Source organism: Streptomyces aurantiacus, assembly GCF_001418335.1.
GTDB classification, from domain to species: domain Bacteria; phylum Actinomycetota; class Actinomycetes; order Streptomycetales; family Streptomycetaceae; genus Streptomyces; species Streptomyces aurantiacus.
On record NZ_LIPP01000082.1, the window covers coordinates 1 to 26,114 of the forward strand.

Annotated in this window: 23 protein-coding genes; 6 read left to right on the plus strand and 17 right to left on the minus strand. The window is 69.6% G+C overall.

Translation table 11 applies throughout. From position 1 onward, the window contains the following. Both AOK01_RS11960 and AOK01_RS11965 read right to left on the minus strand, forming a co-directional pair. Window positions 1–299, minus strand: a 299-nt coding sequence (locus AOK01_RS11960) for an SDR family NAD(P)-dependent oxidoreductase (protein WP_157871273.1), incomplete at its 3' end; no start/stop codon positions are given. An 89-nt stretch (window positions 300–388) separates the two neighbouring features. After that, window positions 389–1,978, minus strand: a complete 1,590-nt coding sequence (locus tag AOK01_RS11965) for an MFS transporter (RefSeq protein ID WP_055510950.1) — start codon at window positions 1,976–1,978, stop codon at window positions 389–391. A gap of 178 nt (window positions 1,979–2,156) precedes the next feature. Here AOK01_RS11965 and AOK01_RS11970 point away from each other — a divergent pair, with 178 nt between their 5' ends. Continuing rightward, complete coding sequence (locus AOK01_RS11970) at window positions 2,157–2,750, plus strand: helix-turn-helix domain-containing protein (RefSeq protein WP_055510951.1); 594 nt, start codon at window positions 2,157–2,159, stop codon at window positions 2,748–2,750. Window positions 2,751–2,865: 115 nt separating this feature from the next. Next, complete coding sequence (locus AOK01_RS11975; RefSeq protein WP_055510952.1) at window positions 2,866–3,753, plus strand: class I SAM-dependent methyltransferase; 888 nt, start codon at window positions 2,866–2,868, stop codon at window positions 3,751–3,753. Window positions 3,754–3,790: 37 nt separating this feature from the next. On the opposite strand, the gene AOK01_RS11980 is transcribed toward AOK01_RS11975, so the two are convergent. Then, on the minus strand, window positions 3,791–4,732 hold the full coding sequence (locus AOK01_RS11980; RefSeq protein WP_245702216.1) for a LysR family transcriptional regulator: 942 nt from the start codon (window positions 4,730–4,732) through the stop codon (window positions 3,791–3,793). A 116-nt stretch (window positions 4,733–4,848) separates the two neighbouring features. On the opposite strand from AOK01_RS11980, the gene AOK01_RS11985 reads away from it, so the two are divergent. Then, window positions 4,849–5,955, plus strand: coding sequence for a tartrate dehydrogenase (locus AOK01_RS11985; protein ID WP_055510953.1), 1,107 nt, complete (start codon window positions 4,849–4,851; stop codon window positions 5,953–5,955). Between the two features lie 62 nt (window positions 5,956–6,017). Continuing rightward, window positions 6,018–6,974 (plus strand): NAD(P)-dependent oxidoreductase, encoded by a 957-nt coding sequence (locus AOK01_RS11990; RefSeq protein WP_055510954.1) that lies wholly within the window; start codon window positions 6,018–6,020, stop codon window positions 6,972–6,974. A 107-nt stretch (window positions 6,975–7,081) separates the two neighbouring features. On the opposite strand, the gene AOK01_RS11995 is transcribed toward AOK01_RS11990, so the two are convergent. From AOK01_RS11995 to AOK01_RS12035, 9 genes are all read right to left on the minus strand, one after another. Beyond that, window positions 7,082–7,942: a class II aldolase/adducin family protein gene (locus AOK01_RS11995; protein ID WP_079103362.1), complete on the minus strand. Its 861-nt coding sequence runs from the start codon at window positions 7,940–7,942 to the stop codon at window positions 7,082–7,084. Window positions 7,943–7,983: 41 nt separating this feature from the next. Further along, window positions 7,984–8,349, minus strand: coding sequence for a DUF4387 domain-containing protein (locus AOK01_RS12000; RefSeq protein WP_055510955.1), 366 nt, complete (start codon window positions 8,347–8,349; stop codon window positions 7,984–7,986). Next, window positions 8,342–9,733, minus strand: a complete 1,392-nt coding sequence (locus AOK01_RS12005; RefSeq protein WP_055510956.1) for an acyclic terpene utilization AtuA family protein — start codon at window positions 9,731–9,733, stop codon at window positions 8,342–8,344. Before AOK01_RS12005 ends, AOK01_RS12000 begins: the two co-directional genes overlap by 8 nt. Then, entirely contained in the window at window positions 9,717–10,832 is a 1,116-nt protein-coding gene (locus AOK01_RS12010; RefSeq protein WP_055511000.1) for an ABC transporter ATP-binding protein, read from the minus strand. The genes AOK01_RS12005 and AOK01_RS12010 overlap by 17 nt, the downstream gene beginning before the upstream one ends. Further along, entirely contained in the window at window positions 10,825–12,570 is a 1,746-nt protein-coding gene (locus AOK01_RS12015; protein ID WP_055510957.1) for an ABC transporter permease, read from the minus strand. Before AOK01_RS12015 ends, AOK01_RS12010 begins: the two co-directional genes overlap by 8 nt. Continuing rightward, window positions 12,567–13,688: an ABC transporter substrate-binding protein gene (locus AOK01_RS12020; protein WP_079103357.1), complete on the minus strand. Its 1,122-nt coding sequence runs from the start codon at window positions 13,686–13,688 to the stop codon at window positions 12,567–12,569. The genes AOK01_RS12015 and AOK01_RS12020 overlap by 4 nt, the downstream gene beginning before the upstream one ends. Window positions 13,689–14,066: 378 nt before the next feature. Then, the gene (locus tag AOK01_RS12025; protein WP_055510959.1) at window positions 14,067–15,509 is read right to left on the minus strand and encodes a sensor histidine kinase; all 1,443 of its coding nucleotides are present in this window, start codon (window positions 15,507–15,509) and stop codon (window positions 14,067–14,069) included. Then, window positions 15,506–16,225 (minus strand): response regulator transcription factor, encoded by a 720-nt coding sequence (locus AOK01_RS12030; protein WP_055510960.1) that lies wholly within the window; start codon window positions 16,223–16,225, stop codon window positions 15,506–15,508. Before AOK01_RS12030 ends, AOK01_RS12025 begins: the two co-directional genes overlap by 4 nt. A gap of 115 nt (window positions 16,226–16,340) precedes the next feature. After that, the gene (locus AOK01_RS12035) at window positions 16,341–18,491 is read right to left on the minus strand and encodes an MMPL family transporter (RefSeq protein ID WP_079103358.1); all 2,151 of its coding nucleotides are present in this window, start codon (window positions 18,489–18,491) and stop codon (window positions 16,341–16,343) included. Window positions 18,492–18,722: 231 nt separating this feature from the next. On the opposite strand from AOK01_RS12035, the gene AOK01_RS12040 reads away from it, so the two are divergent. Continuing rightward, window positions 18,723–19,442: a GntR family transcriptional regulator gene (locus AOK01_RS12040; protein ID WP_055510962.1), complete on the plus strand. Its 720-nt coding sequence runs from the start codon at window positions 18,723–18,725 to the stop codon at window positions 19,440–19,442. Between the two features lie 153 nt (window positions 19,443–19,595). On the opposite strand, the gene AOK01_RS12045 is transcribed toward AOK01_RS12040, so the two are convergent. After that, window positions 19,596–20,558: a zinc-binding dehydrogenase gene (locus tag AOK01_RS12045; RefSeq protein WP_055510963.1), complete on the minus strand. Its 963-nt coding sequence runs from the start codon at window positions 20,556–20,558 to the stop codon at window positions 19,596–19,598. A gap of 92 nt (window positions 20,559–20,650) precedes the next feature. Between AOK01_RS12045 and AOK01_RS12050 the strand changes: the two genes are divergently transcribed. Beyond that, on the plus strand, window positions 20,651–21,283 hold the full coding sequence (locus tag AOK01_RS12050; protein ID WP_055510964.1) for a TetR/AcrR family transcriptional regulator: 633 nt from the start codon (window positions 20,651–20,653) through the stop codon (window positions 21,281–21,283). 88 nt (window positions 21,284–21,371) lie between these two features. On the opposite strand, the gene AOK01_RS12055 is transcribed toward AOK01_RS12050, so the two are convergent. Genes AOK01_RS12055 through AOK01_RS12070 form a run of 4 tightly spaced genes read right to left on the minus strand, consistent with a single transcriptional unit; the run spans window position 21,372 to window position 26,028 of the window. Next, entirely contained in the window at window positions 21,372–22,205 is an 834-nt protein-coding gene (locus tag AOK01_RS12055) for a DUF1684 domain-containing protein (protein ID WP_055510965.1), read from the minus strand. A gap of 42 nt (window positions 22,206–22,247) precedes the next feature. After that, window positions 22,248–24,110, minus strand: a complete 1,863-nt coding sequence (locus tag AOK01_RS12060) for a dipeptide ABC transporter ATP-binding protein (RefSeq protein WP_079103359.1) — start codon at window positions 24,108–24,110, stop codon at window positions 22,248–22,250. Continuing rightward, a complete protein-coding gene (locus AOK01_RS12065) occupies window positions 24,092–25,072 on the minus strand; it encodes an ABC transporter permease (protein WP_055510966.1) in 981 nt (326 codons plus the stop codon). The genes AOK01_RS12060 and AOK01_RS12065 overlap by 19 nt, the downstream gene beginning before the upstream one ends. Continuing rightward, complete coding sequence (locus tag AOK01_RS12070; protein WP_055510967.1) at window positions 25,069–26,028, minus strand: ABC transporter permease; 960 nt, start codon at window positions 26,026–26,028, stop codon at window positions 25,069–25,071. Before AOK01_RS12070 ends, AOK01_RS12065 begins: the two co-directional genes overlap by 4 nt. Between the last annotated feature and the right edge of the window lie 86 nt (window positions 26,029–26,114).

The following is a 26,114-nucleotide window of genomic DNA, read 5'->3' on the forward strand; positions in this document are numbered from 1 at the left end:
TCCAGCGGGTCCGCGGACCCGAAGATCCCGAGGTTGTTGACGAGGATGTCCACCCGCGGCAGCGCGTCCACCACCCGCGACGCTCCTTCTTCGGTGCTCACGTCCGCCGCCACGGGCAGCACATCGGAGCCGGGAACCCGCTCGGCCAGTCGAGCGGCGCTCTCCTCGGCCCGCCGTGCGTCACGGCCGTTGACGGCGACGCGGGCGCCGGCGCCGGCGAGACCGGCGGCGATCGCCTCCCCGATGCCCTGGGTGGAGCCGGTGACCAACGCGGTGCGCCCGGTCAGATCAATGTGCATCTCGCATGCCCCTTCGTATGTGTCCCGCCCCCCTCCTACGTGTCCGTCAGCCGAGTACCCGTTCAGGCACTCCCGCACCGGAACAGGCGTCACGGGGCGGTGGTGTCGACCGCTTCCGCTTCGCTCGCCGGTATGGGTGCCGGGCCCTTCGGACCTCGCACGAGGATGTGGACGAACAGGAGAACCATGACAACGGTTCCGGCCCACATGGCCTGCTGCCAGCCCTCGACGAACGACTCCTGGGCGGCTCGGATCAGCTCCTGCCCGTGCGGACCCGCGGTGTCGGCGGCCGCGACGGCGTTCGCGACGCCTTCGCGGGCGTTGTCGGCGGCGTCCCGCGGAACGGCGTCGAGCCGGGAGTCGATGGCGCTGCGGTAGCCGGCGGACACGAGCGCCCCGAGCATCGCAACACCCAGCGCGGTGCCGAACTCCCTGGTGACATCGTTGAGTGCGGACGCGACGCCTTGCCGCTCGCGGGGCAGGGCACCGGTGATGGCCTCGGTGGACGGTGTCATCGTCAGACCTATGCCGAATCCCATGGCGAGCATGCCGGGAAGCACCGAGAGGTAGCCGCCGTCGACGGAGACGAATGTGGCCATGACGGCCAGGCCCGCGGCGCCCAGCAGGATTCCGGCCGCCATGGTCGGCCGGCTCCCGACGCGTTCGGCCACGCGTGGGGCGAGCCCGGAGGCCACCATCATCAGCAGCGCCATGGGCATGAGCGCCAGGGTGGAGCGAAGCCCGGACCAGCCGAGCACCGCCTGGAAGTACGGAAAGAGAACCACGAAGATTCCCGCCAGCACACCGAAGACCACGAGGAGCGCCACGGAGCCGCTTGCCAGACCTCGCTCGCGGAACAGGCGGACATCGAGGAGCGGAGCATCCCGACGCAGTTCCCAGGCGACGAAACCGACGGCGGCGGCGACACCGACGAAGAGACTCAGCAGCGTCAGGGGCGCGGTCCAGCCTCGCTCGGGACCCTCTTGGAGGACGAAGATGAGCCCGACCACGGCGACGACGGAGGTCAGTGAGCCGACCGTGTCGAACGGGTGCCGGGCCTCGTCCCGCGAGTCGGGTACGGAGCGAAGCGTCATGGCGATGGCCACGAGGACGAGCACGACGGGCAGTACGAAGAGCCACCTCCAGGTCGCCACGTCGACCAGGGCGGCCGACAGGAACATACCCAGCACACCACCGCCACCGGCGACACCCGTCCACACACCGATGGCCCGGGAGCGCTCCTCCGCCGGGAAGGACGAGGTGATGACGGCGAGGGTGACCGGCATGATCATCGCCGCGCCCGCACCGCTCAGGAAGCGGGCCGCGAGCATGACTTCGGTCGACGTGGCGAGGCCGGCGACCGCACTGGCTCCGCCGAAGACGGTCAGGCCGGCGATCAGCACCGGTTTGCGGCCCAGGCGGTCACCGATCGCGCCGAGCGGCAGGAGCAGCGCGGCCAGGGTGATGGTGTAGATGTTGATGATCCACAGGACCGTGCTCTGCGAGGCGTCGAACGCGAGGGCCATCTCCGGCTGGGCGACGTTCAGCCCGGACACCGAAGCGATGACGGCCATGAGAGCAATACAGACCGCGATCAGGATCGCGCGGCGCCGTCGCGGGTCCTGGATGCTTCGGTCCTCCCCGTTCGGGTGCGGGACGCTCGGCCGGTTCGTACTCATGGGGACCTTTCGGTTGGCACGGAAGAGAATTCGGCCTGGGCAACGGACGAACGGGCGGGGCCGTCGCGCGGCGTGCACAATGACGTCGTGGCGCAGCGCATCCGCACCAGGCCTCTGAGCTGGTGCTTCGGCGTCCCACACTAAGCACGCTTTGCGTCGTGGGCATACACTCTTGCCCATGACGCAAGACGACGGTGAGCTGGACAGCCTGGTACGCAAGCGGATCCGTGCGCTGCGGGTGGCCCAGGGCTGGTCCCTCGACGAGCTGGCCGCCCGGGCCCGGCTCAGCCCCTCCACACTCAGCCGGATCGAGACCGGTCAGCGCCGCCTGGCACTGGACCAGCTCGTCACCCTCGCCCGCGCGCTGGACACGTCACTCGATCAGCTCGTCGAGACAGCGACGGACGACGTCATCACCAGCCCGATGATCGACACCGCCCACCAGTTGATGCGGTGGCCCCTGCGGGCGGACCCGGGCATGACGGTCATGCGTCAGCGCATGACCGATCCCCCGCCCGACAGTCCTTCACGCATGCGCGCCCATCCCGGCCGTGAATGGCTCGTCGTGCTCTCCGGCACCGCGGTCCTGCTGCTGGGCAACCGGCGTCTTCGGGTGGAGACCAACCAGGCCGCGGAGTTCCCCACCATGCTTCCGCATGCCATCGGCGCCGAGGGCGGCCCGTGCGAGATCCTGGGCATCTTCGACCGCGACGCCCGCCGCGGGCACCAACGCAACGAGGGCGCGGGGGTCGCCGGCCGCACCTCGCCGTGAGGCGAGCGCAGCGCGACAGCATCGACTTGCCCGTGCGGCACTCCCGGCAGCCGTCGTCTTGCGTCGTACGAAAGCGACCACGCCACGACCCGGTGATCCTCTTAGCGTGGACGCCATGACACACGTATCCCCGCACACCGCGCACGGGCAGGAGCACGACGCCGACGGTCAGGCGGAACTCCTCGACCTGGACGCCGAGGTCCTCGCCGAGCACAACTCCGCCATCGCCGCATGGCTGCCCGTCAGGACCACAGTTCGGCACGTCGTGGATCTGGGCTGCGGGACCGGAGCCGGCACTCTCACCCTGCTCAAGCACTTCCCGCAGGCCCGGGTGACCGCCGTGGACGCCTCGACCGGTCACCTGCGCCGCCTGCTCGACAAGGCCGAGGCGGAAGGGCTCGCCGACCGGGTGCACACCGTCCGGGCCGACCTCGACACGGCCTGGCCCGAACTCGGCACACCCGAACTCGTATGGGCGTCGGCCTCCCTGCACCACATGGCCGACCCCGACCGCACCCTGCGCCGGATCCACGACACGCTCGCACCGGGCGGTCTCCTCGCCCTCGTCGAACTGGCGGGCTTCCCGCGTTTCCTGCCGGAGGACGCGCCGGCCGACCGGCCCGGCCTGGAGGAACGCTGTCACGCCGCACTCGACCACCACCACGCCGAGCGGCTGCCCCACCGTGGCGCCGACTGGGGACCCGAGCTGACCGCCGCCGGCTTCACCGTCGAGAGCGAACGCACCATCACCGTGAACCTCGGCCCGTCCCGCACCGACGCGGTCGGCCGCTACGCACTCGGCAGCCTGCGCCGCATGCGTGGCGGCGTCGCCGCGACCGCCACGCCACTGACGGCCGAGGACCTGGCCGCTCTCGACCGGTTGCTCGACACCGACAGCGCCCACAGCATTCTGCGCCGCGACGACCTGACCGTACGGACCGAGCGCATGGTGTGGGCCGCACGACGCGGGCGGACGCGACGTGGCCCAGGCGAACGCCGCTAATACGCAACCAAAGCTTTCCCGTAAGGAAACCGACGCCTCAGGCCGACCGTCCCAACCGACCCGGCATACGGGCCGCGAGGTGCTCGATCAGCTCGGTCACGCGCCGGGGAACGTGTCCGTCGTCCTCCAGCAAGGCATAGATGTCGGCCGCGGGCGTCGGGATGTGCGGGAGCACCCGGACCAGCTCCCCGCGCTCGACATGCGGGCGGACGTGCCATTCGGAACGCATGATCACGCCCCGGCCCTCCAGGGCCCATTGGGTCACGACATCCCCGTCGTTGCTCGACAGGGGGCCGCGCACCCGGACGTGGCGCGGATCGCTGAGGTCACCGAATCGCCAGAGCGCGTAGTCCGCCTCGTTCTCGCGCAGCACGATGCAGTCGTGCCGCGCGAGATCCTCGACGCGCGTGGGCGCGCCGTGCCGCTCCAGGTACGAGGGCGCCGCGCACGGCACCCGACGGTTCTCCGCGAGCCGGCGCATCCGCAGCGAGGAGTCCGGCGGACTTCCCACGTGAACGGCCACGTCGAACGTCCGCCGGTGCGGCCGCAGAGGCAGCGCCGAGGTGTGCAGCTGCACCTGTAGCTGGGGATGCGACGCGGCGAACTCCGCCAGCAGCGGAGCCACATGGGCACGGCCGAGGCCGAGAGTGGCCTGGACGACCAGGGAACCACGCAGTTCCCCGGAGCGGTCCGTCACCAGCTCCTCCAACTCGCGGAGCCGGTCGAGGATCGAGTCGAGCCCGCTCGCGTACAAGGAGCCCTCCGAGGTCAGCACCAGCCTGCGGGTGCCCCGCTGGACGAGTCGCACGTCGAGGCGCCCCTCAAGTGCGCTCAGCCGCTTGCTGACCACGGGAAGCGACCAGCCGAGTTGGCGTGACGCGGCCGTGAGCGTTTCGCTGGCTGCCACGACCTGGAAGAACTTCAGGTCGTCGACGGACATCTTCATACGGGCCTCCGGTCCGGCAAGTCTTTCTGCCACGGAAAGCATAGGTTTCCCGGGGGCCTGTTGTGGCCGCCCGAGCCGAGGCCCAGAGTGGAGAGTCGCTGAGCCGGCCGGACCGGCGTACTCGGCGAGTCGAGCGAGGAGCCGCAGTCGTGCCACAGCGTTACCGCATCGCCGCCGTGCCCGGGGACGGCATAGGCCGGGAAGTCGTACCCGAAGGGCTGCGGTGCCTGCGCGCGGCGGCCGACGCGTACGACTTCGTACTGGACGTGGAGGAGTTCGACTTCGCCAGCGCGGACTACTGGGTGCGCCACGGGGAGATGATGCCGAAGGACTGGCGCGAGGTGATGGGCGGCTTCGACGCGATCTTCTTCGGCGCGGTCGGGTGGCCCGAGGTCGTTCCCGACCATGTGTCGCTGTGGGGCAGCCTTCTGCAACTGCGGCGCGGGTTCGACCAGTACGTCAACCTGCGGCCGGTGCGCCTGCTGCGGGGAGTGCGCGGTCCCCTGCGCGACCACGGGCCGGGAGACATCGACTTCTACGTGGTACGCGAGAACACCGAGGGCGAGTACTCCAGCATCGGCGGGCGGATCTTCGAGGGCACCGAGCGCGAGACCGTACTGCAGGAGACCGTGATGACCCGGATCGGCGTCGACCGGGTGCTGCGCTACGCCTTCGAACTCGCCGCCGCACGACCGCGCAGACACCTGACCTGGGCGACCAAGAGCAACGGGATCTCGATATCCATGCCGTACTGGGACGAGCGGGCGAGCGAGATGGCGCTGCGCTATCCGCAGGTGACCGCCGACAAGGACCACATCGACATCCTGGCGGCCAAATTCGTGCTGCGGCCCGACCGGTACGACGTCGTTGTCGCGAGCAACCTGTTCGGCGACATCCTCTCCGACCTGGGTCCGGCCTGCACCGGCACGATCGGGATAGCTCCGAGTGCGAACATCAACCCGGAACGGACCCATCCGAGCCTGTTCGAGCCCGTCCACGGGTCGGCCCCGGACATCGCGGGGCGTGGCATCGCCAACCCGGTCGGGCAGATCTGGAGCGGCGCGATGATGCTGGAGCATCTGGGCGAGGCCGCGGCCGCGGCGGACACCGTCGCCGCCATCGAGTCGGTCCTGGAGCAGCAGCCGGACGTCGTCACCCCCGACCTCGGCGGCAGCGGGACGACAACGGCGCTGGGATCGGCCGTCGCCCGGCAGATCGGCCGCACGGACCGGTCCCGAGGACGGGTGGCCTCGTGACCGGCGGATCCGCTCCGGAGATGAAAGAAGACAAAAGAAGAGGCAGAAAGAAGAGGAAGAACGTGCCGCGCGTCCTGATCACCACTGACTACCTGCGCCCCGGCGACGAGGTCGACGAGTACTTCCGGGCCGCCGGTCTCGACACGCGCCACGCCCCGCTGGTCGGACGACGCGATCCGGAGGAACTCGTGTCCGCGCTCGCCGGGATCGACGCGGCGCTCGTCGCGAACGAGCCCCTGACCGCCCACGTCCTCGCCCGCGTTCCGCGGCTGCGCGTGGTGGTACGTACCGGTGTCGGATACGACTCCGTCGACATCGAGGCCGCGAACCGGCTCGGCATCAGCGTGAGCAACCTGCCCGGCATCAACGCGAACGCCGTGGCCGAGTACACGCTGGGCCTGCTGCTCGCTTCGGCTCGTCGCCTCGTCGAGAGCGCCACGGGCGTGTTCGCCGGGAGGTGGCCGCGCGAGGACGGTCACGAGCTGCGCGGCGCGACCCTCGGCCTGGTCGGCTACGGTGCTGCCGCTCGCGCCGTCGTACCGCTGGCCCGGGCGTTCGGGATGGAGGTGGTGTGCACCACCGGTGTCCCGGAGGGGCTGCGCGACGACCCCGCGGTCCGGTTCGTGCCCTTCGCCGAACTGCTGGCCGTGTCCGACTACGTGTCGATCCACACGGCGCTGACCGACAGGACCCGGGCGCTGTTCGGCGCTTCCGCCTTCGCGGGGATGAAGGCGACGGCCGTGCTCATCAACACCGCGCGCGGGGCCGTCGTCGACGAGGAGGCGCTCGCAGACGCGGTCCGCAGGGGCACCATCGCGGGCGCGGCGCTCGACGTGGTGCCGCAGGAACCCCTCCCCGCGGAGAGTCCGCTGCGAGGCGTCGAGGGAATCACCGTCTACTCGCACCTCGCGGGCCAGACCGCGCAGGCCCGCCGGGCAGCGGGTCTGGCGGGCGCCGCCGAGCTCGTGGCCGCGCTGGAGGGGCGGGCCCGGTTCGCCGTCAGCGTCACCGTCAAGTAACCGCCGACGACGCCCGTCGGGGCCGAGCGGGAAGGGTGGGAAGGGTGGAATGGGTGGGAAGGGTCTCAGCCCTTCCCACCCGGCATCGCCCGGACCGTCAGCAAGCTCTACTCGAAGAGATCCGGGTCCGTACGTGAGATCTGGTCGAAGAGCGGCTGGAACTGGAACCAGCCCGCCAGGTCGAAGCCGACCTGCCCGTAGGTGAACTTCGCCTCTTCGTGCGGGATCTGGATCGTGGGTCCCGCCGCCTTGGCGGCGAGCTGGGCCTGAGCCGATCGTTCCATGGTGATGAACCAGTACGCGGCTGCGTCGACGGAGCCCGCCGCGGTGAGCAGCCCATGGTTCCGCAGGATGACCGCCTTGTATCCGCCGAGCGCCTCGGCGATACGCCGGCCCTCTTCCGGGTCGTTGGCCACGCCCGAGTAGTCCTCGTAGCAGCCGTGGTCCTCGTAGAACGCACAGGCGTCCTGGGTGAGCGGCTCAAGCTGCTGGCCTGTCGCCGACAGGGCCTTGCCGTACACCGAGTGGCTGTGGGCGGCGCCGATCGCGTCGGGCCGGGCCGCGTGCACCGCCGCGTGGATGGCGAAGGCCGCCCGGTTCACCCGGTGCCGTCCCTGGACGACGTCCCCCGAGTGGTTGACGAGCAGCAGGTCGCTGACCCTGACCTGCTTGAAGGACACGCCGAACGGGTTGACCCAGAAGTGATCGGGGAATTCCGGATCGCGCGCGGTGATGTGGCCGGCGACGCCTTCCTCGAATCCGAACCGGCCGAAGATGCGCAGTGCGCCGGCCAGCCGCTCCTTGCGGTGACGCCGTTCGACGGCCGGATCACTGAACTCGGTGGGGAGCCGGAAAATCAGCTTCTCTTCCGGAATGGGCACGAGGTCCTGCCAACTCAGCGGGTCGGCCAGGGGGGCGGTCAAGGGGGCGGTCGAGGGATCGCTGCTCCGGATCGATTCCTGCGTCATGATCTTCTCCTCCACTCAGGGGAATGAGGCGAGCGCGAGGCTCAGTTGTCGCGTTCGACCGGTTCGGCGGTGGCGGGCTCAGGCACCCGCAGGGCGGCGAGCGGAACGTGGTGCTGGCCGGCGTGGATGTCCCGGTCGCGGAGACTGGCCTGCGTCACGGGGCGCGGGAAGGAGATCTTCACGACGTTCAGTGCGGGAATGCGGAAGATCTGGACCTGCGCGGCATCCACTCGATACAGGTCGGCGACGACTGCCTCGTTGAGGAAGGACTCGTCGGCCGCGATGGCGTAGGCGGCACTGTCCTTCATGAACGTCTCCATGGTGACCCAGAAGGGTCCTGCGTTCTTGGAGCGGACCTCGATCGCGTAGTCGCCGAGCGTGGGCGGGTGGTTGGAGTGCTCAGGCACGGGAGACCTCGCGGGAGTATTCGGTACGGAACATGCTGGTGGCCGAGTCGACATCGACGACGTGGTTCAGGACGAACTCGTAGGCCGCCCCGCGGGGTGTCTCCGCCGGTGAGGTCGCGAAGGCGAAGCTGGGCAGGTACTCCATCTCCGGCAGCGGGAGATGCAGCATGAGCGGGTTGGCGACCTTGGCGATGGCGGTCGCGGTGGCCTGTGAGGGTGCGTTGACGACGAGCATGACGCCGACCTCCCGGGGCGGGGTGGAGTCGGGGTCGATGTCCTCCAGGATGGCGTTGTGTCCGTAGAGGCGGATGTCCAGGCCGTACTCGTCGTCGGTCAGTCCGAGGGTCTGACCGACGCGGTCGGTGACGATGAGGCGCAGCAGGGCGGCCCAGCGGTCGATGTTGGCGGTGATGTACGGGTCGCGGATGCCGGTGAACGAGACGGTCTCGTAGCCGGTGACCTGGGCGCCTTCGAGTTTGATGGTGTGCTGTTCGGCGGGTTCGAAGCGCGATCCCTCGACGCGTACCCGGCGTTCGTCGAGTGCGGTGTAGGTGGCGTCGGAGACGTCCAGCGTGCCCGCGGGTTCCCGCATGCGGTAGGGGTTGGCCGTCTCGTACAGCATGTGTGCCGCGACCGAGAGGGGCGTGCAGGCGTTGGCCGCGGCGAGGGGTTCGATGACGAAGCCGTTGTGGTCGATGGTGGCGAAGACGCCGCCGGCCCGCGGGTCGGTGGTGCACTGTCCGCCGCATTCGACGACCTTGGCGGCGTGCCAGGCGGGTCCGCCCGGCATGCCGAGCATCATGGGTACCGCGGCGGCGAGTGCGGTGTCGGTGGCCCGCCCCGCGAGGATGACCTGGGCGCCTGCCCGGATGGCTTCGACGAAGGGCTCGTGGCCCATCATGCCGACGATGTGCGTGCAGCTTTCCAGCGTTTCGGGCTGCAGGGGGCCGTGCGGGGCCAGCGGGTGCACCCGGCCCGCGTCGAGTTCTTCCTTGAGGAACGCGGCTTCCTGTTCGCTGTAGATCCGGGCGATCTTCAGGTCGAGGCCTTCCTCGGCCATGATCTGTTCCGCGATTCCGGCGACCCAGTCGACGCCCGAATCGGTGCCGCTGGTGCCGCAGGAGCCGACGATCAGGGGGATGTCCGCGGTGGCGGCTGCCTTGATGAGGATGCGCAGGTCACGGCGGACCGCGGCGGCGGTGGTCTTCGCGACAGCGGCGCCGAGGTAGTGGGGGCCGGAGTCGGTGGAGCCGCCGTCGATGGCGATGACGTCCGGGTCGAGTGCCAGGCCGCGCTCGATGGTCTCCGGGTCGAAGCCGGCGCCGAGCATGCCGGACGGCGCCAGGACTCCGACCCGTGCGACGGCTTCAGTGGACGGGGGCATGGTGGTTCTCCTCGTGGCTATCGGCTTCCTCGTGGAAGATGCGGATGTCTTCCGGCGGAAGGCTGACGGTGAGCTCGCCGGCGGCGGTCGGGCGCGTGGTGGTCACGATGACCGGGGTGCCGCCGATGCGGATGGTGTAGCGGTAGTGGTCACCGAGGTAGGCCTGGTTGTCGACCTTGGCGGTGAGTGTGTCGCCGAGCCGGCTCACGTCACCGCCGCCGCGGTGGATGTCGATGTTCTCGGGCCGTACGCAGATCCGCACCGGGCCGAGCCGCTTGTCGGTGTGCGGCACCTTGAGCGGCTCGCCGACGCCCTCGACGCGTATCACCGCATGGCTTCCGTCGGCCTCGACGACGGTGGCGGGCAGGATGTTCGCGGTTCCGACGAAGTCGGCGACGAACAGGTCGGCCGGGTGTTCGTAGATCTCGGTGGGGGTGCCGACCTGGCGTACCCTCCCCTGGTCCATGACGGCGACGCGGTCGCTCACCGACAGGGCCTCGTCCTGGTCGTGCGTCACGAAGACCGTGGTGACGCCGACTTGGGACTGGAGCGTCTTGAGCCACTGCCGGGACCGGTCGCGCAGCTTGGCGTCGAGGTTCGAGAACGGCTCGTCCAGGAGCAGCATGTCGGGCGGATGCGCGAGCGCCCGCGCAAGCGCGACTCGTTGCTGCTGTCCGCCGGACAGCTCGTGGGGATAACGGCCGGCGTGGCGGCCCAGTTCGACGAGTTCCAGGACTTCCCGGACGCGGCTGTCGCGTTGTGCCTTGGGGGTCTTACGGAGCTTGAGGGGGTAGCCGACGTTCTGCGCGACCGACATGTGCGGCCAGATGGCGTAGGACTGGAACACCACTCCGCAATTGCGGTGCTCCGGTTCGACGTTGACGCGTTTGTGGTCGAAGACGACGCGGTCACCGAACGCGATGCTGCCGGAGTCGGGCTGATGCAGGCCGGCGATCGACCAGAGGGTGGTGGACTTTCCGCAGCCGCTGGGTCCCAGCAGGGTGAAGATCTCACCGTCCTCGACGGTCAGTGACACCTCGTGCAGAGCGGTGTGTCGGCTGAACTTCTTGGTGATCCCGTTCAGGTGGAGACTAGGCACGAGGACGCACCCCCAGCAGGGCGCGGCCCGCGCCAAGGACAACCAAGGTGATGACCATCTGGATGACTCCCAACGCGGCGACGGTCCCGCCGATGCTTGTCGCTGCGAGTTGCAGCATGGTGAGGCCGAGTACGGGAGTCTCGTCGGTGACGAGGAACACCGCCGGTTCGGCGTCGTTGAGCATGGCGACGAAAAGCAGCACGAACGAGGCGCCCATGGCGGGAGCGACGAGACGGAGGACGACGGTGCGCATGGCCGTCCACCACGTGGCGCCCGAGGTGCGGGCGGCGTTGTCCAGGTCGGCGCCGATACCGGCGAGCGCCGGGTAGAAGGCGCTGTAGCCGAGAGCGAGACTTCGGACGGCGAACGCGATGCCGATGCCCCACAGGCTGGCGCGGATGGCTCCGGACCTGTCCAGGAGAGCGAAGCTCCAGAAGAACGCCATGCCGGTGACGAGCGCCGGCATCATCCGCGGCCACAGCATGCCCTGTTGCAGGGAGCCGCGGAAGCGGAAACGGGAGCGATGTGCGATCACCGACAGCACCGCGATGGCAAGGGTCGTCAGAGCCCCGCCGACGGCGGCGATGAGGAGGCTGTTGATGATCGAGTTGGTGTAGAGCGGGTTCTCGAACACGGCGGAGAAGTTGCTGAGTGTCAGCACGCTCCACGGTGAGATGAAGGGCGACAGGATGGAGGTGAACGCCGCGAGGAACACGCCCGCCAGTGGTACGACCACGAAGACGAGCAGGAAGAACGTGATCGCGGCGGCGATGAACCAGCGCGCGGGCCCCAGCTTGAGCACGCGGACGCCGGTGGGTTTCCCGGTGGTCGTGGTGAAGCGGGCGGTGTCCCCCACGAGCCGGTTGCGCAGTACGAGGAGTCCGGACACGGTGACGAGCAGGAACACCGCGCCGGCGGACACCAGGCCCTGCTGCGCGTCGTTGACCCAGTGGTCGTAGAGATACGTGGAGATCAGGCTGATCTTGCTGGAGAACCCCAGGACGAGTGGCAGCCCGAGGACTTCCATCGAGAGGGCGAAGACCAGCAACGCCGCATTCGTGATCGCGGGACGCATCAGAGGCAGGCTGACGGAGAGCAGACTGCGCAGCGGGCGGGCCCCCGACGTACGGGCGGCGTCCTCCAGGGAGGGGTCGATCGACAGCAGCGTGCCGCGGCACAGCAGGAAGACCGTGGGTGAGGCCACGCTCATGGCGACCATGGCCATGCCGGGGATGCTGTAGAGGTTGACCGGCATGCTCAGGAAGGTGTTGGTCTCCAGCCATGAGGACGCGAAGCCGGCCGGGGTCCACATGGCGGCCCAGCCGATGATGAGTACCAGGCCGGGCAGGGCGATCGGCACGAGCAGGAACGTCGTCAGGACACGGCGCCCGGGAATGTCGGTGCGGGTGAGGAACACCGCACATCCCACACCGATCAGAATCGATCCGACGGTGTTGAGGGCGGCGAACAGTACCGAGTTGGTGACCGCGGTCCACCAACTGCGGTCGGTGAGCAGTGCGTCGAAGTTGTCCCAGGTCAGCTGCCCGCCCGATTCGTACAGGGGGGTCGACCACACCGAGGCGGCCACGACCGGGACCACCGATCCGACGATGACCAGCAGCGCGAGGGCCCACAGGACGTAGTGACTCGCGTTGGTCGTCAGCCACCGCCGGCGGGGTGGCTGTCCCGGTGGTGGAGGGGTACGGCCCGGTGGCGGCCGCAGTTGGGTGGTGCTCATCGGTCGTACGCCTTCTTCCAGCGATCGATGATCGCCGGCTTGTCCTTGACGATGTCCTTGGGATAACCGCCGAGCATCATGTTGTCGGCGCCGACGACCTCTTCGATGGCCGGCACCCCGTAGGCACACTTGACTCCCTCGCGATACGGAGTGAATCCGCCCTTGCAGGCGGCTTCCTGTCCTTCGACCGACAGCAGGAAGTTCACGAAGACCTTCCCCGCGTCGGGCGAACTCGCCTTCTTGGTGACGGCGACACCCCTCGGAAGCAGCGGCGTTCCGTCCGTCAGGTACGTGTAGTTGAGGATCTTCCCTGCCTCCTCACCTTCGATCAGCGCTCGGACCGAACCGGACACGAAATACGTGGCCTGGTACTGCCCTTGGGCCAGCTTCTGCATCAGGTTGCCGTTGCCCGACTCGACACCGGTGTTCGGGCCCAGGGCTTCGATGTTCTTCCACCCGGCTTCGCCGTGTTCGGCGGTGTAGTTGCTGACGGCGCCGAAGGACTGGGAATTGCTGATGTCGGTGGCTCCGACTTTCCCTTTGATGGACTTGGACAGCTCGGCGAGGGACGTGAGGTCCTTGGGCTGCTTGTCCTTGGGAATGAGCGCGGTGTTGTAGACGGCGACGAGCGGATCCTCCGACATGGCGACCACGCCGGGGGCGAGCCGTGCGTAGTCGGGGAGGTGCTTGAGGTTCGGGTCGGTGTAGTCGAGGACATTGCCCTTGCCGACGAATTTCAGTACCTCGACCGCGTCCGTGGCCATGACGACGTCCGCGGTGCGCACGCCCGTGGCGGATTCCGTGGCGTAGCGCTGGAAGGTCTGGGTGTCGTTCATGTTCAGCACGCGCACCTTGATGCCGGCGTACTTCGCCTCGAAGGCCTTGGTGAGCGGCGCCATCTGATCGGCGTCCGCGTTGGTGTAGAGGAGGACCGATCCCTGCTTCTTGGCCTTGGCGATCGTCGCCGCGTCGAGCGGCGTGACGGGCGCCGCCTTGCCCACATCGACCGAGGACGTCGGTGTCGCCGACCCGTTGGTGTCCGCGGAGCCTCCGCACGCGGTCAGAACGACCGCGCAGGCAGCCGCCAAGGCGCAAGCTCTGGAGAGCGAGATCATCATTGATCCTCCACTATTTGCTATAGCACTGATGCTGTAGGGAATCGGCCAACTTCTCCGTGGGATGCGGCCGGATCAGTGCGTCGCGCGGGCGACATGCTGAGGGCGTCCGGCTGCGAGTACGCGGTCCTCGATGGGGGTCGACCCCTGACCGGACTGCATTGACTCTGGGCGGGTGAGCGGCATGGCAAGTGCCCCTCGGCCGCCTTACGCCGCTCTGCCTCCGGGTGACTGCGGCAGGTGACGAGCGCTGCATTCCGGCCCCTATGACAAAGATGGTATTTGCTACAGCAGGATTGTCAACCAGTTGCGCCGAGCCAAAACCGCGGCGGGCTTCAGGCGACGGTGCGCGCGGCGACGGGGCGTGGGTCGTCGGACGGGTCAGCTCTCGCGGGGAGCATGCGGCAGCCGGATGGTGACAGTGGTGCCGACGCCCACTTCCGACCGCACATGGACCTGGCCGTGGTGCGCGTGCACGATCGCTTCCACGATGGCCAGGCCGAGACCCGAACCGCCGTAGGCGCGGCTGCGGCTGGCCTCGGCGCGCCAGAAGCGCTCGAAGACCCGTGGCAGGTCCTGCGGGGAGATGCCGGGGCCGTTGTCGACGACACGCAGGTGTACGGCGTCACGGTCCCGGACGATGTCGACCCGTACGGCGGTCCGGGCGGGCGTGTGCTGGACGGCGTTGCCCACGAGGTTGCGTACGACCTGTTGCAGGCGGTGGGCGTCGCCGACGACGGGGGCGGACGGTGCGGGTGACATGGTGATGCCGCGTCGGGGATAGATGATCTGGGCGTCCTCGACGACGTCGGCGGCCAGCCCGGTGAGGTCGACGTCCTGCTGCTCGACGGGCCGGCCGGCGTCCAGGCGTGCCAGCAGGGCGAGGTCTTCGACGAGCAGGCGCATCCGGCCCACTTCGTTCTCGATGTGCTCAAGCGCTGTTTCCAGGGCCGGCCCCGAGATGCCGCCCTGACGGTGCAGGTCGAGCCAGCCGGAGATCGTGGACAGCGGGGTGCGCAGCTCGTGGGAGGTGTCGGCCGCCAGTGAGCGCACGGTGGCCTCCGCGCGGGCCTGGGCGTCGAAGGCCCGGTTGACGGCTTCGGCGAGCCGGCCGGCTTCGCTGCCGTTGCGGGTGGTCGGCAGTCGCTCCGTGAGGTGGCCCTCGGCGATGGCGTCGGCGGTACGGGCCATGCGGGCCAGCGGCCGCAGCCCGAGGCGCAGGACGAGGACGGCGAGTCCCAGCAGGAGGAGCAGTGCGCCGCCGACCAGGGCGACCTGGCGTTTGATGAGTGCGCTGATGGTGATGTCGTCGACGGAGGTGTCGATGGTGAGGACGAGCGCGGCGGGTGCCAGGACACCCTGGCCGGGTCCGCGGTCGACCGTGAGCCCAGGGCTGGGAACACGGATCGCCGCGAGACCGGGCTGCTCGTCGTGCCCGTCATACCTGACGATGGTGCCGGCCGGCACGGTCGAGCTGAGTTCGGTGACCGCTCCGGCCGCGACGGACGCCGAACCGGTACTCAGCAGGACCTTGTTGTCCTCGCCCACGACGACGAGGCCCAGCGGAGGTCCGAGGAGTGTGCCGAGTTGATCGGCGTCGGCGGTCTGTGGCCCTCGCTCGATGACCTCCTTGAACCGGTCGGCACTGGTTTCGAGAGTGTTCTCGTAACGCCTGTCCAGGAAGTCCTCCAGGAGGAAGGCACTGATGACGGCACTGGCCGTCAGACCGCACACGAGCAGGGCGGCCAGGCCGACGAGCAGCCGCAGGCGGACACTGGAGAAGGACCACGTACGGCGGAGGCCACGGAGGCCACGGAGCTTCACCGGTGGGCCTGCTCCCGGAGGGTGTAGCCGACGCCCCGGACCGTGTGCAGCAGCGGCGTGTTGCCCTGGTCGACCTTGCGGCGGAGGTTGGAGACGAAGCGCTCGACGACGACGGTGTCTCCGCCGAAGTCGTAACTCCAGACGGCTTCGAGGATCTGTGCGCGGGAGAGCACCTGGCCCTGGTGGCTCAACAGGTAGTGCAGCAGGCGGTATTCGGTGGGCGAGAGTTCGAGGAGCCGGCCCGCGCGGCGGACCTCGTGACGGGGGTCGTCCATCACGAGGTCCGCGCAGCGCAGCGGTGTCTCCTCGGCGGCCGGAGCGCCGCTGCGGGCGCGCCGGAGGAGGGCCTGGAGGCGGGCGCCGACCTCGACGACGCTGAAGGGTTTGGTGACGTAGTCGTCGCCGCCCAGGCGCAGTCCCCGTACGCGGTCCTCGATCGCGTCCCGTGCGGTGAGGAAGAGGACCGGCACGTCGATGGCGCGGTCGCGCAGCAGTTGGAGGATCTCGAAGCCGTCGGCGCCCGGGAGCATGACGTCGAGCACGATGACGTCCGGGGGCCGGCGGGCGACCTGCTCAAGGGCTTCGGTCAGGTCGCCCGCCACGTCGACCTCGAACCCGGCGAATCCGAGGGCCGAGATCAGCAGGCGCCTGATACCGGGGTCGTCATCGATGACAAGCACACGGTCCGTGGTTCCCGGTGCGTCGATGGCGTTCATACGTGCTCCTTGTACGGGCGGGACGGGCGGGACGGGCTGCCCGACGTCCACCGCTTCCGCCTGCACGGCGGCGGAGGCGAGGTATGTCCCGGTATCAGTTCGGCAGTTCATTGCATCACAGGCCGACTGAGGCGTTTTGCCTGCTGGGGACATCGGAGGCCGCGTCGGGCGCGTGCACGTTCTCGCCCTCGACGTCGAGGTGGGGCAGGAGGCGGTCCAGGCGCCGGGGCAGCCACCAGGCCCGGTCACCGAGGAGAGCCAGTACCGCCGGCACGAGCGTCATGCGGACCAGGAAGGCGTCCACCATGACTCCGAAGGCCAGGGCGAAAGCGATCGGCATGATATCGGCGTCGTGCGAGAACAGGAAGCTGACGAATACCGAGATCATGATGAGGGCGGCGGAGGTGACCACCCGGGCGGCGTTGCGCGCCCCGGTGAGTATGGCGGCGCGGGCGTTGCGGTGGCGGACGTAGTCCTCCCGCATGGCCGAGACGAGGAACACCTCGTAGTCCATGGCGAGTCCGAAGAGTACGGCCATGACGATGATGGGCATGAAACTGGCCACCGGGCCCGTGCTCGCCACTCCCAGCAGGCCGGCGAGCCAACCCCACTGGAAGACCGCGACGGTGGCTCCGAACGCGGCGCCGACGGACAGCAGGAATCCGATGGTGGCCTTGACGGGGATGGCGAGGGACCGGAACGCGATCATCAGAAGGAGTACGGAGAGGCCGACCACGACGATCGCGAAGGGCACCAGTGCGCCGCTGAGCTTGTCGGAGACATCGATGCTGACGGCGGTCAGGCCGGTGACGGCGACGTAGCTGCCGCTGGACGTGGCGAGGGGCCGCATCTCGGTGCGCAGGTGGGAGACCAGAGCGCTGGTCTCCTGGGTCCGCGGCCCGGTGTCAGGGGTGATCTGAATGCGTGCGGCTGCCTTGTCCTCGGCCACGTCGACGCCGCTGATGTCGGCGATGCCCTTGACGTCGCGCAACTTGTCCTCGACGGCGGTGGCTGTCGACTGGACGGCGGTCGGGTCGTCGTCCTCGACGAGGATGACGAGGGGACCGTTCGCCCCGGGGCCGAAGGCGTCACTGACCATGTCGTAGGCCTGACGGCTCGACGTGGTGGTCGGGCTGTTGCCTTCGTCGGTGACCGCGAGCTTGAGCTGCAGAGCCGGCAGAGCGAGGGCGACGAGGGCCACGGTTCCGACGATCAGCGCCCGTACGGGCCTGCGCAGGACACTCTCGACCCAGCGCTCCCCCATGGGCACCTGGCCACTGGGCACCGCCCTGCGCTGCCGAGGAGCCTTGGCCTTGGGGGTGAGCCTGCCACCGGCCAGGCCCAGCAAGGCCGGCAGCAGGCCAAGCGCCAGCACGACAGCGGCGGCGACGGCTCCCGCCGACGCGAGTCCCATGGACGTCAGCATCGGGACGCCGGCCACCGACAGACCGGCGAGCGCGATGACCACGGTGGCGCCGGCGAAGACAACGGCGCTGCCCGCGGTCGCGTTGGCCTTGGCGATGGACTCCGCGACGGGCATACCCGCGGCGAGTTGGGACCGGTGACGCGAGACGATGAAGAGGGCGTAGTCGATACCGACGGCGAGCCCCAGCATGATCGCCAGGGTGGGCGCGCTGTCGGTCACTCCGAGCACATTGGCCGCGCCCATCATGGCCGCCATGGTGCCGACGACGCCGAGGATCGCGGTGAGCAACGGCAGTCCGGCGGCCAGGAGCGAACCGAACGTGATGACGAGAATGACCAGGGCCACGCCCAGGCCGACCATCTCGGGCGGTCCGAAGGGAGAGGTCGAGGGGGCGTAGGCGTCACCGCCGTAGACGGCCTTGAGCCCCGCCTGTTCGGCCTGGCTCCCCACGGCCTTCACCGCGTCGAGCGTGCCGGCGGGTACGTCCTCGTCCTTCTTGGTGGTGAAACCGACCTGCGCGACCGCGGTACGTCCGTCCTCGGAGACGGTGTCGCTCTCGACCGGGTCGCTGACCTCGGCCACCCCGCGTACGTCGCCGGTGGCCTTCAGGGTGGCTGCCAGCGACTTCCGCAGGTCGGCGTCGGTCACCTTGCGGCCGGCGGGTGCCTGGAACACGATGTCCGCGGACTGGACGTCCGGGGAGGGGAAGTGACGGTCCATCTTGGTCAGCGCCGTCTGCGCCGGTGACCCGGGAATGGAGCTGCTGTCCTCGAAGGAGCCGGCGAACGAGAACCCGAGGCCGATCACCGCGCCGAGCGCCAGCAGCCATCCGACCAACATCGTTCGCCACCGTCGAGCGCCGAAAGCACCCAGCCGGTACAAGAGCCTAGCCATGTCCGCATCCCTCATCGGTAGTTGCTTGAGGTGCTGATGCTGCTCGGCGGACTTGACGGTCGCCCCACGGTGAACTTGAGGGTTTCTTGACGGTCCTTGCGTCAAGTCCTCAAGTCCGCCGGGGGCGCGTCCACTGCGACAGGTTGACAACCATGCTGTAGCAAATACCATGTCCTCATGGCTTTGCTCCCCCAGCTCTCGTCACCGGTCACTCTCGGCGATCAGGCGTACGCCGCCATCCGCGAGGCCATCATCACCGGTGCCCTGAAGCGTGGGGAGAAGGTCACGGAGCGGGGCCTGGCCGAGTCTCTCAGCATCAGCGCGACGCCGGTTCGTGAGGCACTGCGACGCCTGGAGCAGGACCGGCTGGTGGAGCGGACGGGGCCCAGGTCGGTCCGTATCGCACAGTTCGGCAAGGAGGAGCTGCGCGAGTTCACCATGATGGAGGACGCGCTCCGAGCCCTCGCCGCCCGGTTGGCCGCGGAGAAGTCCACGGCGGCCCAGCGTCGCGAGATGTCCGACTGCCTGGACGAGGCGGACGAGTTGCGCGGCCGGCTGCGCGACGAGACCTCGGGCACGGACACCGAGCGAGACCTGGTGCTCCGGATCCAGGGGCTCATGCGTCACTTCCACACACTCGTGGACGAGGCCAGCGGCAACGCGACTCTGGTCCAGATGTTGCGCACCGTCGACGCCTTCGGTTCACAGGAGCGGCGCGACTTCCTCCTGTCGGAGGTGCGTGGCGAACGCTCCAAGGTCGTCGACGAGCGGTACAGGCAACATCGCGTCATCTACGAGGCCATCGCGGCCGGCAACGGAGAGCGGGCCGAAGAGCTGATGAGGTCGCACAGTCACGTCTCGAACGTCTCGCGGATCGCGACGCGCTTCCCGAGCTGACGGACCAGCCAGGCAGCCGGCCCTTCGGCGGGCGAAAGCCTTCCTTCTCCACCGAAGACCTTGATGCGTGCTATAGCAAAGACGGCTGGACAGGCACCTCGGAGTGGCCCCTTCAGTCCCGCCCAGCAATCCCTTCCCCGGCAAGCTCCGGGGCTACGGTGTCAGCACGATCCTGCCGAAGACCTCGCCGGCGTCCATCTTCCGGTGTGCCGGCACGGCCTGGTCCAGTGGCAGCAACTCATGCACCACCGACGTGAGTTCACCACGGGTCGCGGCAGCGAACTGTTCGCTCCGCACGGCGCCTCGGTCGGCTTCGGAGACGGAGGCCGCGCTGAAGACGGCGAAGGACAGCGACTTCTGGAACGAGGCCATCAGCTTCATGCCGAAGTCTGCCGGCGGTTGGCCCGCGACGGCGCCGACGGTGACCATGCGGCCGTTCGGGGCGAGCCTGTCCAAGAACGACGGCATGCCGTCACCCGCGACGATGTCGATGACGACGTCGTAACCCGTGGGAGCGTCCTGGCCGCCCTTGCCCGAGCGGTCCAGCACATGGGTCGCCCCCAGCTTCCGCAGGCGCTCGCCGCGGTCGGCGGACGACGTCGTGACGGCCACCGCGGCGGCACCGCCCCGGGCCGCCAGCTGGACCGTCATGATGCCGATGCTGCCGGCCGCACCCCGTACCAGGACCGTCTCGCCAGGGGCGAAGTGGGCGTGGGCGAGCCCGTAGTGGGCCACGATTCCGGAGCTGCCGAGGGTGACCGCGTCGACGGCGGACAGGTCGGCGGGGAGGGGGGAGATGTCCTCGACCCTGGCCACGGCCTCTTCGACGTAGCCGCCGCCCGTGCCGGTGAATGCCCATACCCGTCGGCCGATCCACGAGGTGTCGACCCCGTCGCCGACCGCGGTGACCGTGCCCGCCACCTCGCTGCCCGGGACGAGCCCTTCCTGGTAACCGTAGGCCGCCAGGGCGCCGCTTCGGAGCAGGATGTCGACACCACCGACACCCACCGCCTCCACGGCGATCAGCACCTGTCCGGCAGCGGGTGCCGGTGCCGGCAGGTCGACGACCGCCAGACCCTCAGGACCTCCGTACGCCTGAATCACAATCGCCTTCACAGTCGTCTCCACGTTCTCGGGGTTCTCGGGGCGCGAGCCCTTACGTCCCGGACCGTAACGGACGCCTGCGTCCGGTTGAGTAAAGTGAGAGCGTGACCGACCATTTGCCTCACACCCTGCGTTCCGACGCCCTGGACAACCGCGAACGCATCCTCGACGCGGCCCGAGCGCTGTTCGCCGCGGACGGCCTGGACGTACCGATGCGGGAGATCGCCCGGCGCGCCGGAGTCGGGCCCGCCACCTTGTACCGCCGCTTCCCGACCAAGCAGGAGCTGGTCACCGCGGCCTTCGCCGATCAGATACGCGCGTGTCGTGCCATCGTCGACGAGGGGAGCGCCCATCCCGATCCCTGGCGTGGCTTCTGCCTGGTCATCGAGAGGGTCTGTGAGCTGCACGCCCGCGACCGGGGCTTCACCGAAGCCTTCATGGCGACCTTCCCGGGGGCCACGGATGTCAGCGCGGGCCGCGAGTACACACTCAAGGCGGTCGCCGAGCTGGCCCGGCGGGCCAAGGAGACCGGGCGCCTGCGCCCCGACTTCGTCCTGGACGACCTCGTCCTCATGCTGATGGCCAACAAGGGGATCCACACCACATCGGTGACCACCCAGGTCATGGCCTCGCGACGCTTCGCGGGGTTTGTGATCCAGGCATTCGAGAACTGCCCCCGACACGCACCACTACCGTCGGCGGCACGGCTGACATCCGCGGCACCGACCGCCGACTGACCGCGGGCAAGGTGACCGCGGGCGAGGTGCGGACGGCCCCTGCTCCGACACACTCACAGGACGGCCGGCGAGTCGATGACAGGGCTGCTCATGACGCGCTGGGCCCACCGCGCTCGTAGGGGATCTTCTCGCCGGCCTCGACCGGCAGCGGCAGCCGGTTCTCCGTCGGCGGCAGCGGGCAGGTGGCCAGGTCGGTGTAGGCGCACGGCAGGTTCGCCGCCCGGTTGAAGTCCAGCTCGATCGTGCCGTCCGGGGCCGGCGGGTTCAGCGAGAGGACCCGGTTGGCCGCGTAGGTGGTGACCCCGGAGGTCGCGTCGGTGAACAGCACGATCAGACCGCCTGGACCGTGCCCGGGAAACGCGGTCAGTGCCAGTGCCTGTCCGTCCAGCTCGAACTCGATCCGGCCCGGCGCGTCGTACACGTGCTCCAGCCCCTCCACCGCGGCGCCCACGGTCGTGGGGCGGGGCTCGTCGAAGGCCACGTAGCGGCCGGTCACGGCCCAGCGCGGGTGCGGGGTGTAGGCGGGTGTCCCGGTGAAGGCGGTGCGCAGCGGGTTGTCCGGGTGCCGCGGGCGGACGATGTCGTGCCCGCCACGCTTGGCCACCTCGATCACGGCGTCGCCCGAGACCGCGCTGACACTGGCGCGCTCCGGCAGCACCCCGAAACGATGCTCGCCCCGTACGGCGGTTCCGTCGACGATCAGTTCCTCACCGTCGTCCAGGACCACGGTGATCCCGTCGGCGTCGGTCGACCAGACGCCCGGCGCGTCCGGGAAACGCTCTGGCCTGTCACTGAGCCAGTGCAGATCGGTGATGGCCAGGAAGCCGTGCGGGTCGCCGATACGGGCCTCCTGCCCGCTGTGCCACTCCTGCCAGTCGTGGGTGAAGGCCTGGAGGTCTGCCGGGATGTCCTGGACTGTCATGTGTGCTCCTCGTCATGAGCTCGGTGGGCCTGGATGGGCGGGTTAGTTGCCGGGTTGGTTGGTGGGCGGGCTTGTGAGGTCCTTGCGTACGTCCCTGTGACGGCCACCGGGTATCGCCGCCAGCAGTTCACGGGTGTAGTCGTGGCCGGGGCGGGTGAACAGGTCCTCGGCGGTACCTGTTTCGACGATGCGGCCGGCCTTCATCACAGCGACCCGGTGCGCGATCTGGCGTACGACGGCCAGGTCGTGCGAGATGAACAGGTACGCCACTCCGGTGTCGGCCTGGAGTTCGGCGAGCAGTTCGAGGACCTGGCCCTGGACGGAGACGTCGAGGGCGGAGACCGGTTCGTCGCAGACCACCAGGTCGGGCGAGAGTGCGAGGGCGCGGGCGATCGCGACCCGCTGCCGCTGTCCTCCGGACAGTTCGGCGGGGCGGCGGTCCAGCACCGAGGCGGGCAGCGCCACCCGGCCGAGCAGGTCCCGGGCCCGGACCAGCCGGGAGGCGCGGTCGCCGACCTTGAAGGCGCGCAGCGGCTCGCTGATCACCTCACCGATGGAGAAGCGCGGGTCCAGCGAGGCATACGGGTTCTGGTAGATGAGCTGGGCCCGGCGGCGCAGCTGTCTGGCCTGTGTCCCGCGGGCGGTGGTGACGTCGGCGCCGTCGAAGAGGATGTGTCCGGCGGTGGGGTCGGTCAGGCGCAGTGCCAGGCGGGCGGTCGTGGACTTCCCGGAGCCGGATTCGCCGACCAGGGCCAGGGTCCGGCCGCGGTGGACCGTGAGGCTGACGTCGTCGACAGCGCGCAGGGTACGGGCCGCACCCGCGGTGCGTGGCAGCCGGAACTCCTTCACCACGCCCCGGAGTTCGACCAGGGGCGCCGCCGCCTCCCCGACCACCCGCGCGTCGGCTGCCTGCTCGTCGACTGCCCGCGTGCCGGCTGCCCGCGCGTCAGCTGCCGGCGTCTCGGCGACGGGCGGGGAGGCGACCCGGGCTCGGAAGCGTGCCGTGGTCAGGCTGGGAGCGCCGGCCAGGAGCCGCCGGGTGTATTCGTGCTGCGGGTTCTCCAGGATGTCGCGGGTCGGGCCGGTCTCGACGACCCTGCCCTGTGACATGACCACGATCCGGTCGGCCCGGTCGGCGGCGACGCCGAGGTCGTGGGTCACCAGCAGCACCGAGGTGCCGGCCTCTTCGACGAGGTGCTGCAGGTGGTCGAGGATGACCCGTTGCACGGTGACGTCCAGCGCGCTGGTCGGCTCGTCGGCGATGATCAGTTCGGGCTTCGCGGCGATGGCGATGGCGATCAGGGCTCGTTGCCGCATGCCGCCGGAGAGTTCGTGCGGGTACTGCCGGGCGCGGGTGGCCGCGTCGGGCAGTCCGGCCTGGTCGAGGACGGCGATGGCGTCCAGCGGCGCGGAACGTCGTGTCGCCAGCCGATGGATGCGGAGCACCTCGGCGACCTGCTCACCGATGCGTTTGACGGGGTTGAGCGACACCGACGGGTCCTGGGGCACCAGGCCGATCCCCGCGCCACGCACCGTGCGCAGTTCCCGCTCGGTCAGCGAGGTGAGGTCGTGCCGGCCGAAGCGGACGGTGCCGGCGTCGATGCCGCCGTTCGCCGCCAGCAGCCGGATGACGGCGTGCGCGGTCGTGCTCTTGCCGGAGCCGGACTCGCCGACGACCGCGGTCACCTCGCCCCGCCGCACGTCGAGGTCCACGCCCCGCACGGCCCGCACGATGCCACCGCGGGTGCGGTACGACACCGAAAGGCCCCGCACCTTCAGCAGCGAGCCCGAGCCCCCTCCGCTCAGGTCTCCGGCGGTGGCCGGCTTCACAGCGGCTCGGTTCGTCACTGCTTCATCCGTACCGGGCTCGTTCGTCAGCGGGCCGGTCATCGCTGCCGTGACCATTCGCCGTCCAGCGCTCGCGCGATGCGGTTGGTGGCCAGCACGGTCGCGGCGATGACCAGGCCGGGCAGCGTGGTGAGCCACCAGGCGTTGCCCAGGTAGTTGCGTCCGTCGGAGATCAACGTGCCCCATTCCGGCGCCGGTGGCGGCGCTCCGTATCCGAGGAAGCTCAGCGACGAGACGGCCAGGACGGCGGTGCCGAACTCCAGGGTGGCCAGCACGATCACCGGGCCCATCGCGTTGGGCAGCACATGCCTGCCGAGCACCGAGTACCAGCGGGCCCCGCACGAGCGTGACGCCTCGACGAAGACCGCCTGCCGCACCCGCAGCACCTCCGCGCGCATCACCCGTGCGAAGCCGGCGACGCTCGCGATGCCGACCGCGACCGCGACCTTCACCGTCCCGTATCCCAGCGCGGTGACCAGGGCCAGGGACAGGAACAGCGCGGGAATGGACAGCAGCACGTCGACGAAGCGCATCACCACGTCCTCCACCCAGCCGCCCACGAACCCGGCTACCAGACCGAGCAGACCGCCGATCAGGAAGGCGACGCCCACCGCGATCAGTGTCGCCTTCAGCGACAGTTGCGCGCCGTGCACCACCCGGGAGAACACGTCACGTCCCAGTTCGTCGGTACCGAACCAGTGCGCGCAGCTCGGGCCCCGGAAGTTCTGCGACGGCACCCCACGCAGGGGGTCCTGCGAGGTGAACAGGCCCGGCCAGAACGAGGCCAGCACCACCAGGACCACGACAAGGCCCGACACCAGCAGGCCGGGTCGCAGCAGGAGGAAGCGCACGCCGCGTCTCGGCCCGGACCGGCGCGCCGGGTCCATGCCCGGTGCGACACCGGATTCGGTACCCGGTTCAGTACCCGGGTCGGCACCCAAGTCGCCCTTCGGGTCGACCGGTCGCACCAGGCCGAGCCCGGCGCCGTCCGCGGCATCGTCGACAACGGTCTGGCTCATACGGCACGCGCCTTCCTGGCCGAGGCCACCACGATCCGCGGGTCCAGCAGCGGATATACGAGATCGACGAGCAGGTTGGCCACCACGAAGATCAGCGCACCGAACACCACCACCCCCTGGACGAGCGGAATGTCCTGGGCCGTGACCGCGGCGGCCGTCACCCGGCCCAGGCCGTCGCGGGAGAACACCGTCTCGACGACCACCGAACCGGCGATGAGCTGCCCGGCCAGCAGCCCGACGATCGTCAGCGCCGGCAGTGCCGCGTTGCGCAGGGCGTGCCGCAGGTGTATCCGCACCCTGTCCGCGCCCTTGGCCCGGGCCGTCTCCACATAGGCCTGATCCAGCGCCGTGAGCAGGCTCTTGGCCAGCACCTGGGCGACCAGCGCCCCGGTCGGGATCGCCAGGGTCACCGCGGGCAGCACCAGACCTCTCAGCCCGTCGTTGCCGAACGCGGGGAACCACCGTGCCCGGAAGGAGAACAGCTCGACGAGTACCAGTCCGACCCAGAACGTCGGTACCGACACCCCCAGGGGCGGCAGCGACAGCAGCAGTTGCCGCAGCCACCGCCGCGTGGTGTAGGTCGCCGACACGGCCAGGCCGCCTCCCAGGACCACCGCCAGCAGCAGCGCGGCTCCGGTCAGTTGCAGGGTCTGCGGCAGGGCCTCGGTCAGTGTCGAGGTCACCGGCCGGCCGGTGGAGACCGAGTCGCCGAAGTCCCCGCGCACCGCCTTGCCGAGGTGCTCGGCGTACTGCACCAGTACGGGTTTGTCGAAGCCGTACTGGTGCCGGAGTTCGGCGATCTGCGCCGGATCGACCTGGCCCGAGTCCGCGCCGGCGCCGGCCATCGCGGAGACCGGATCGCCGGGCAGGTAGTCCAGTACGAGGAACGACACCGTGTACGCCGCCCACAACACCCCGAGCGCCTGCGCAAGGCGCTTGATCACATAGCCACGCATGATCTGCTCACCTCCTGCGGCGGTCGACGGCGGTCGGCGGCCGGGGCGAAGTCCTCACCCGGCGGAAACGGTTCGGACATGACGGC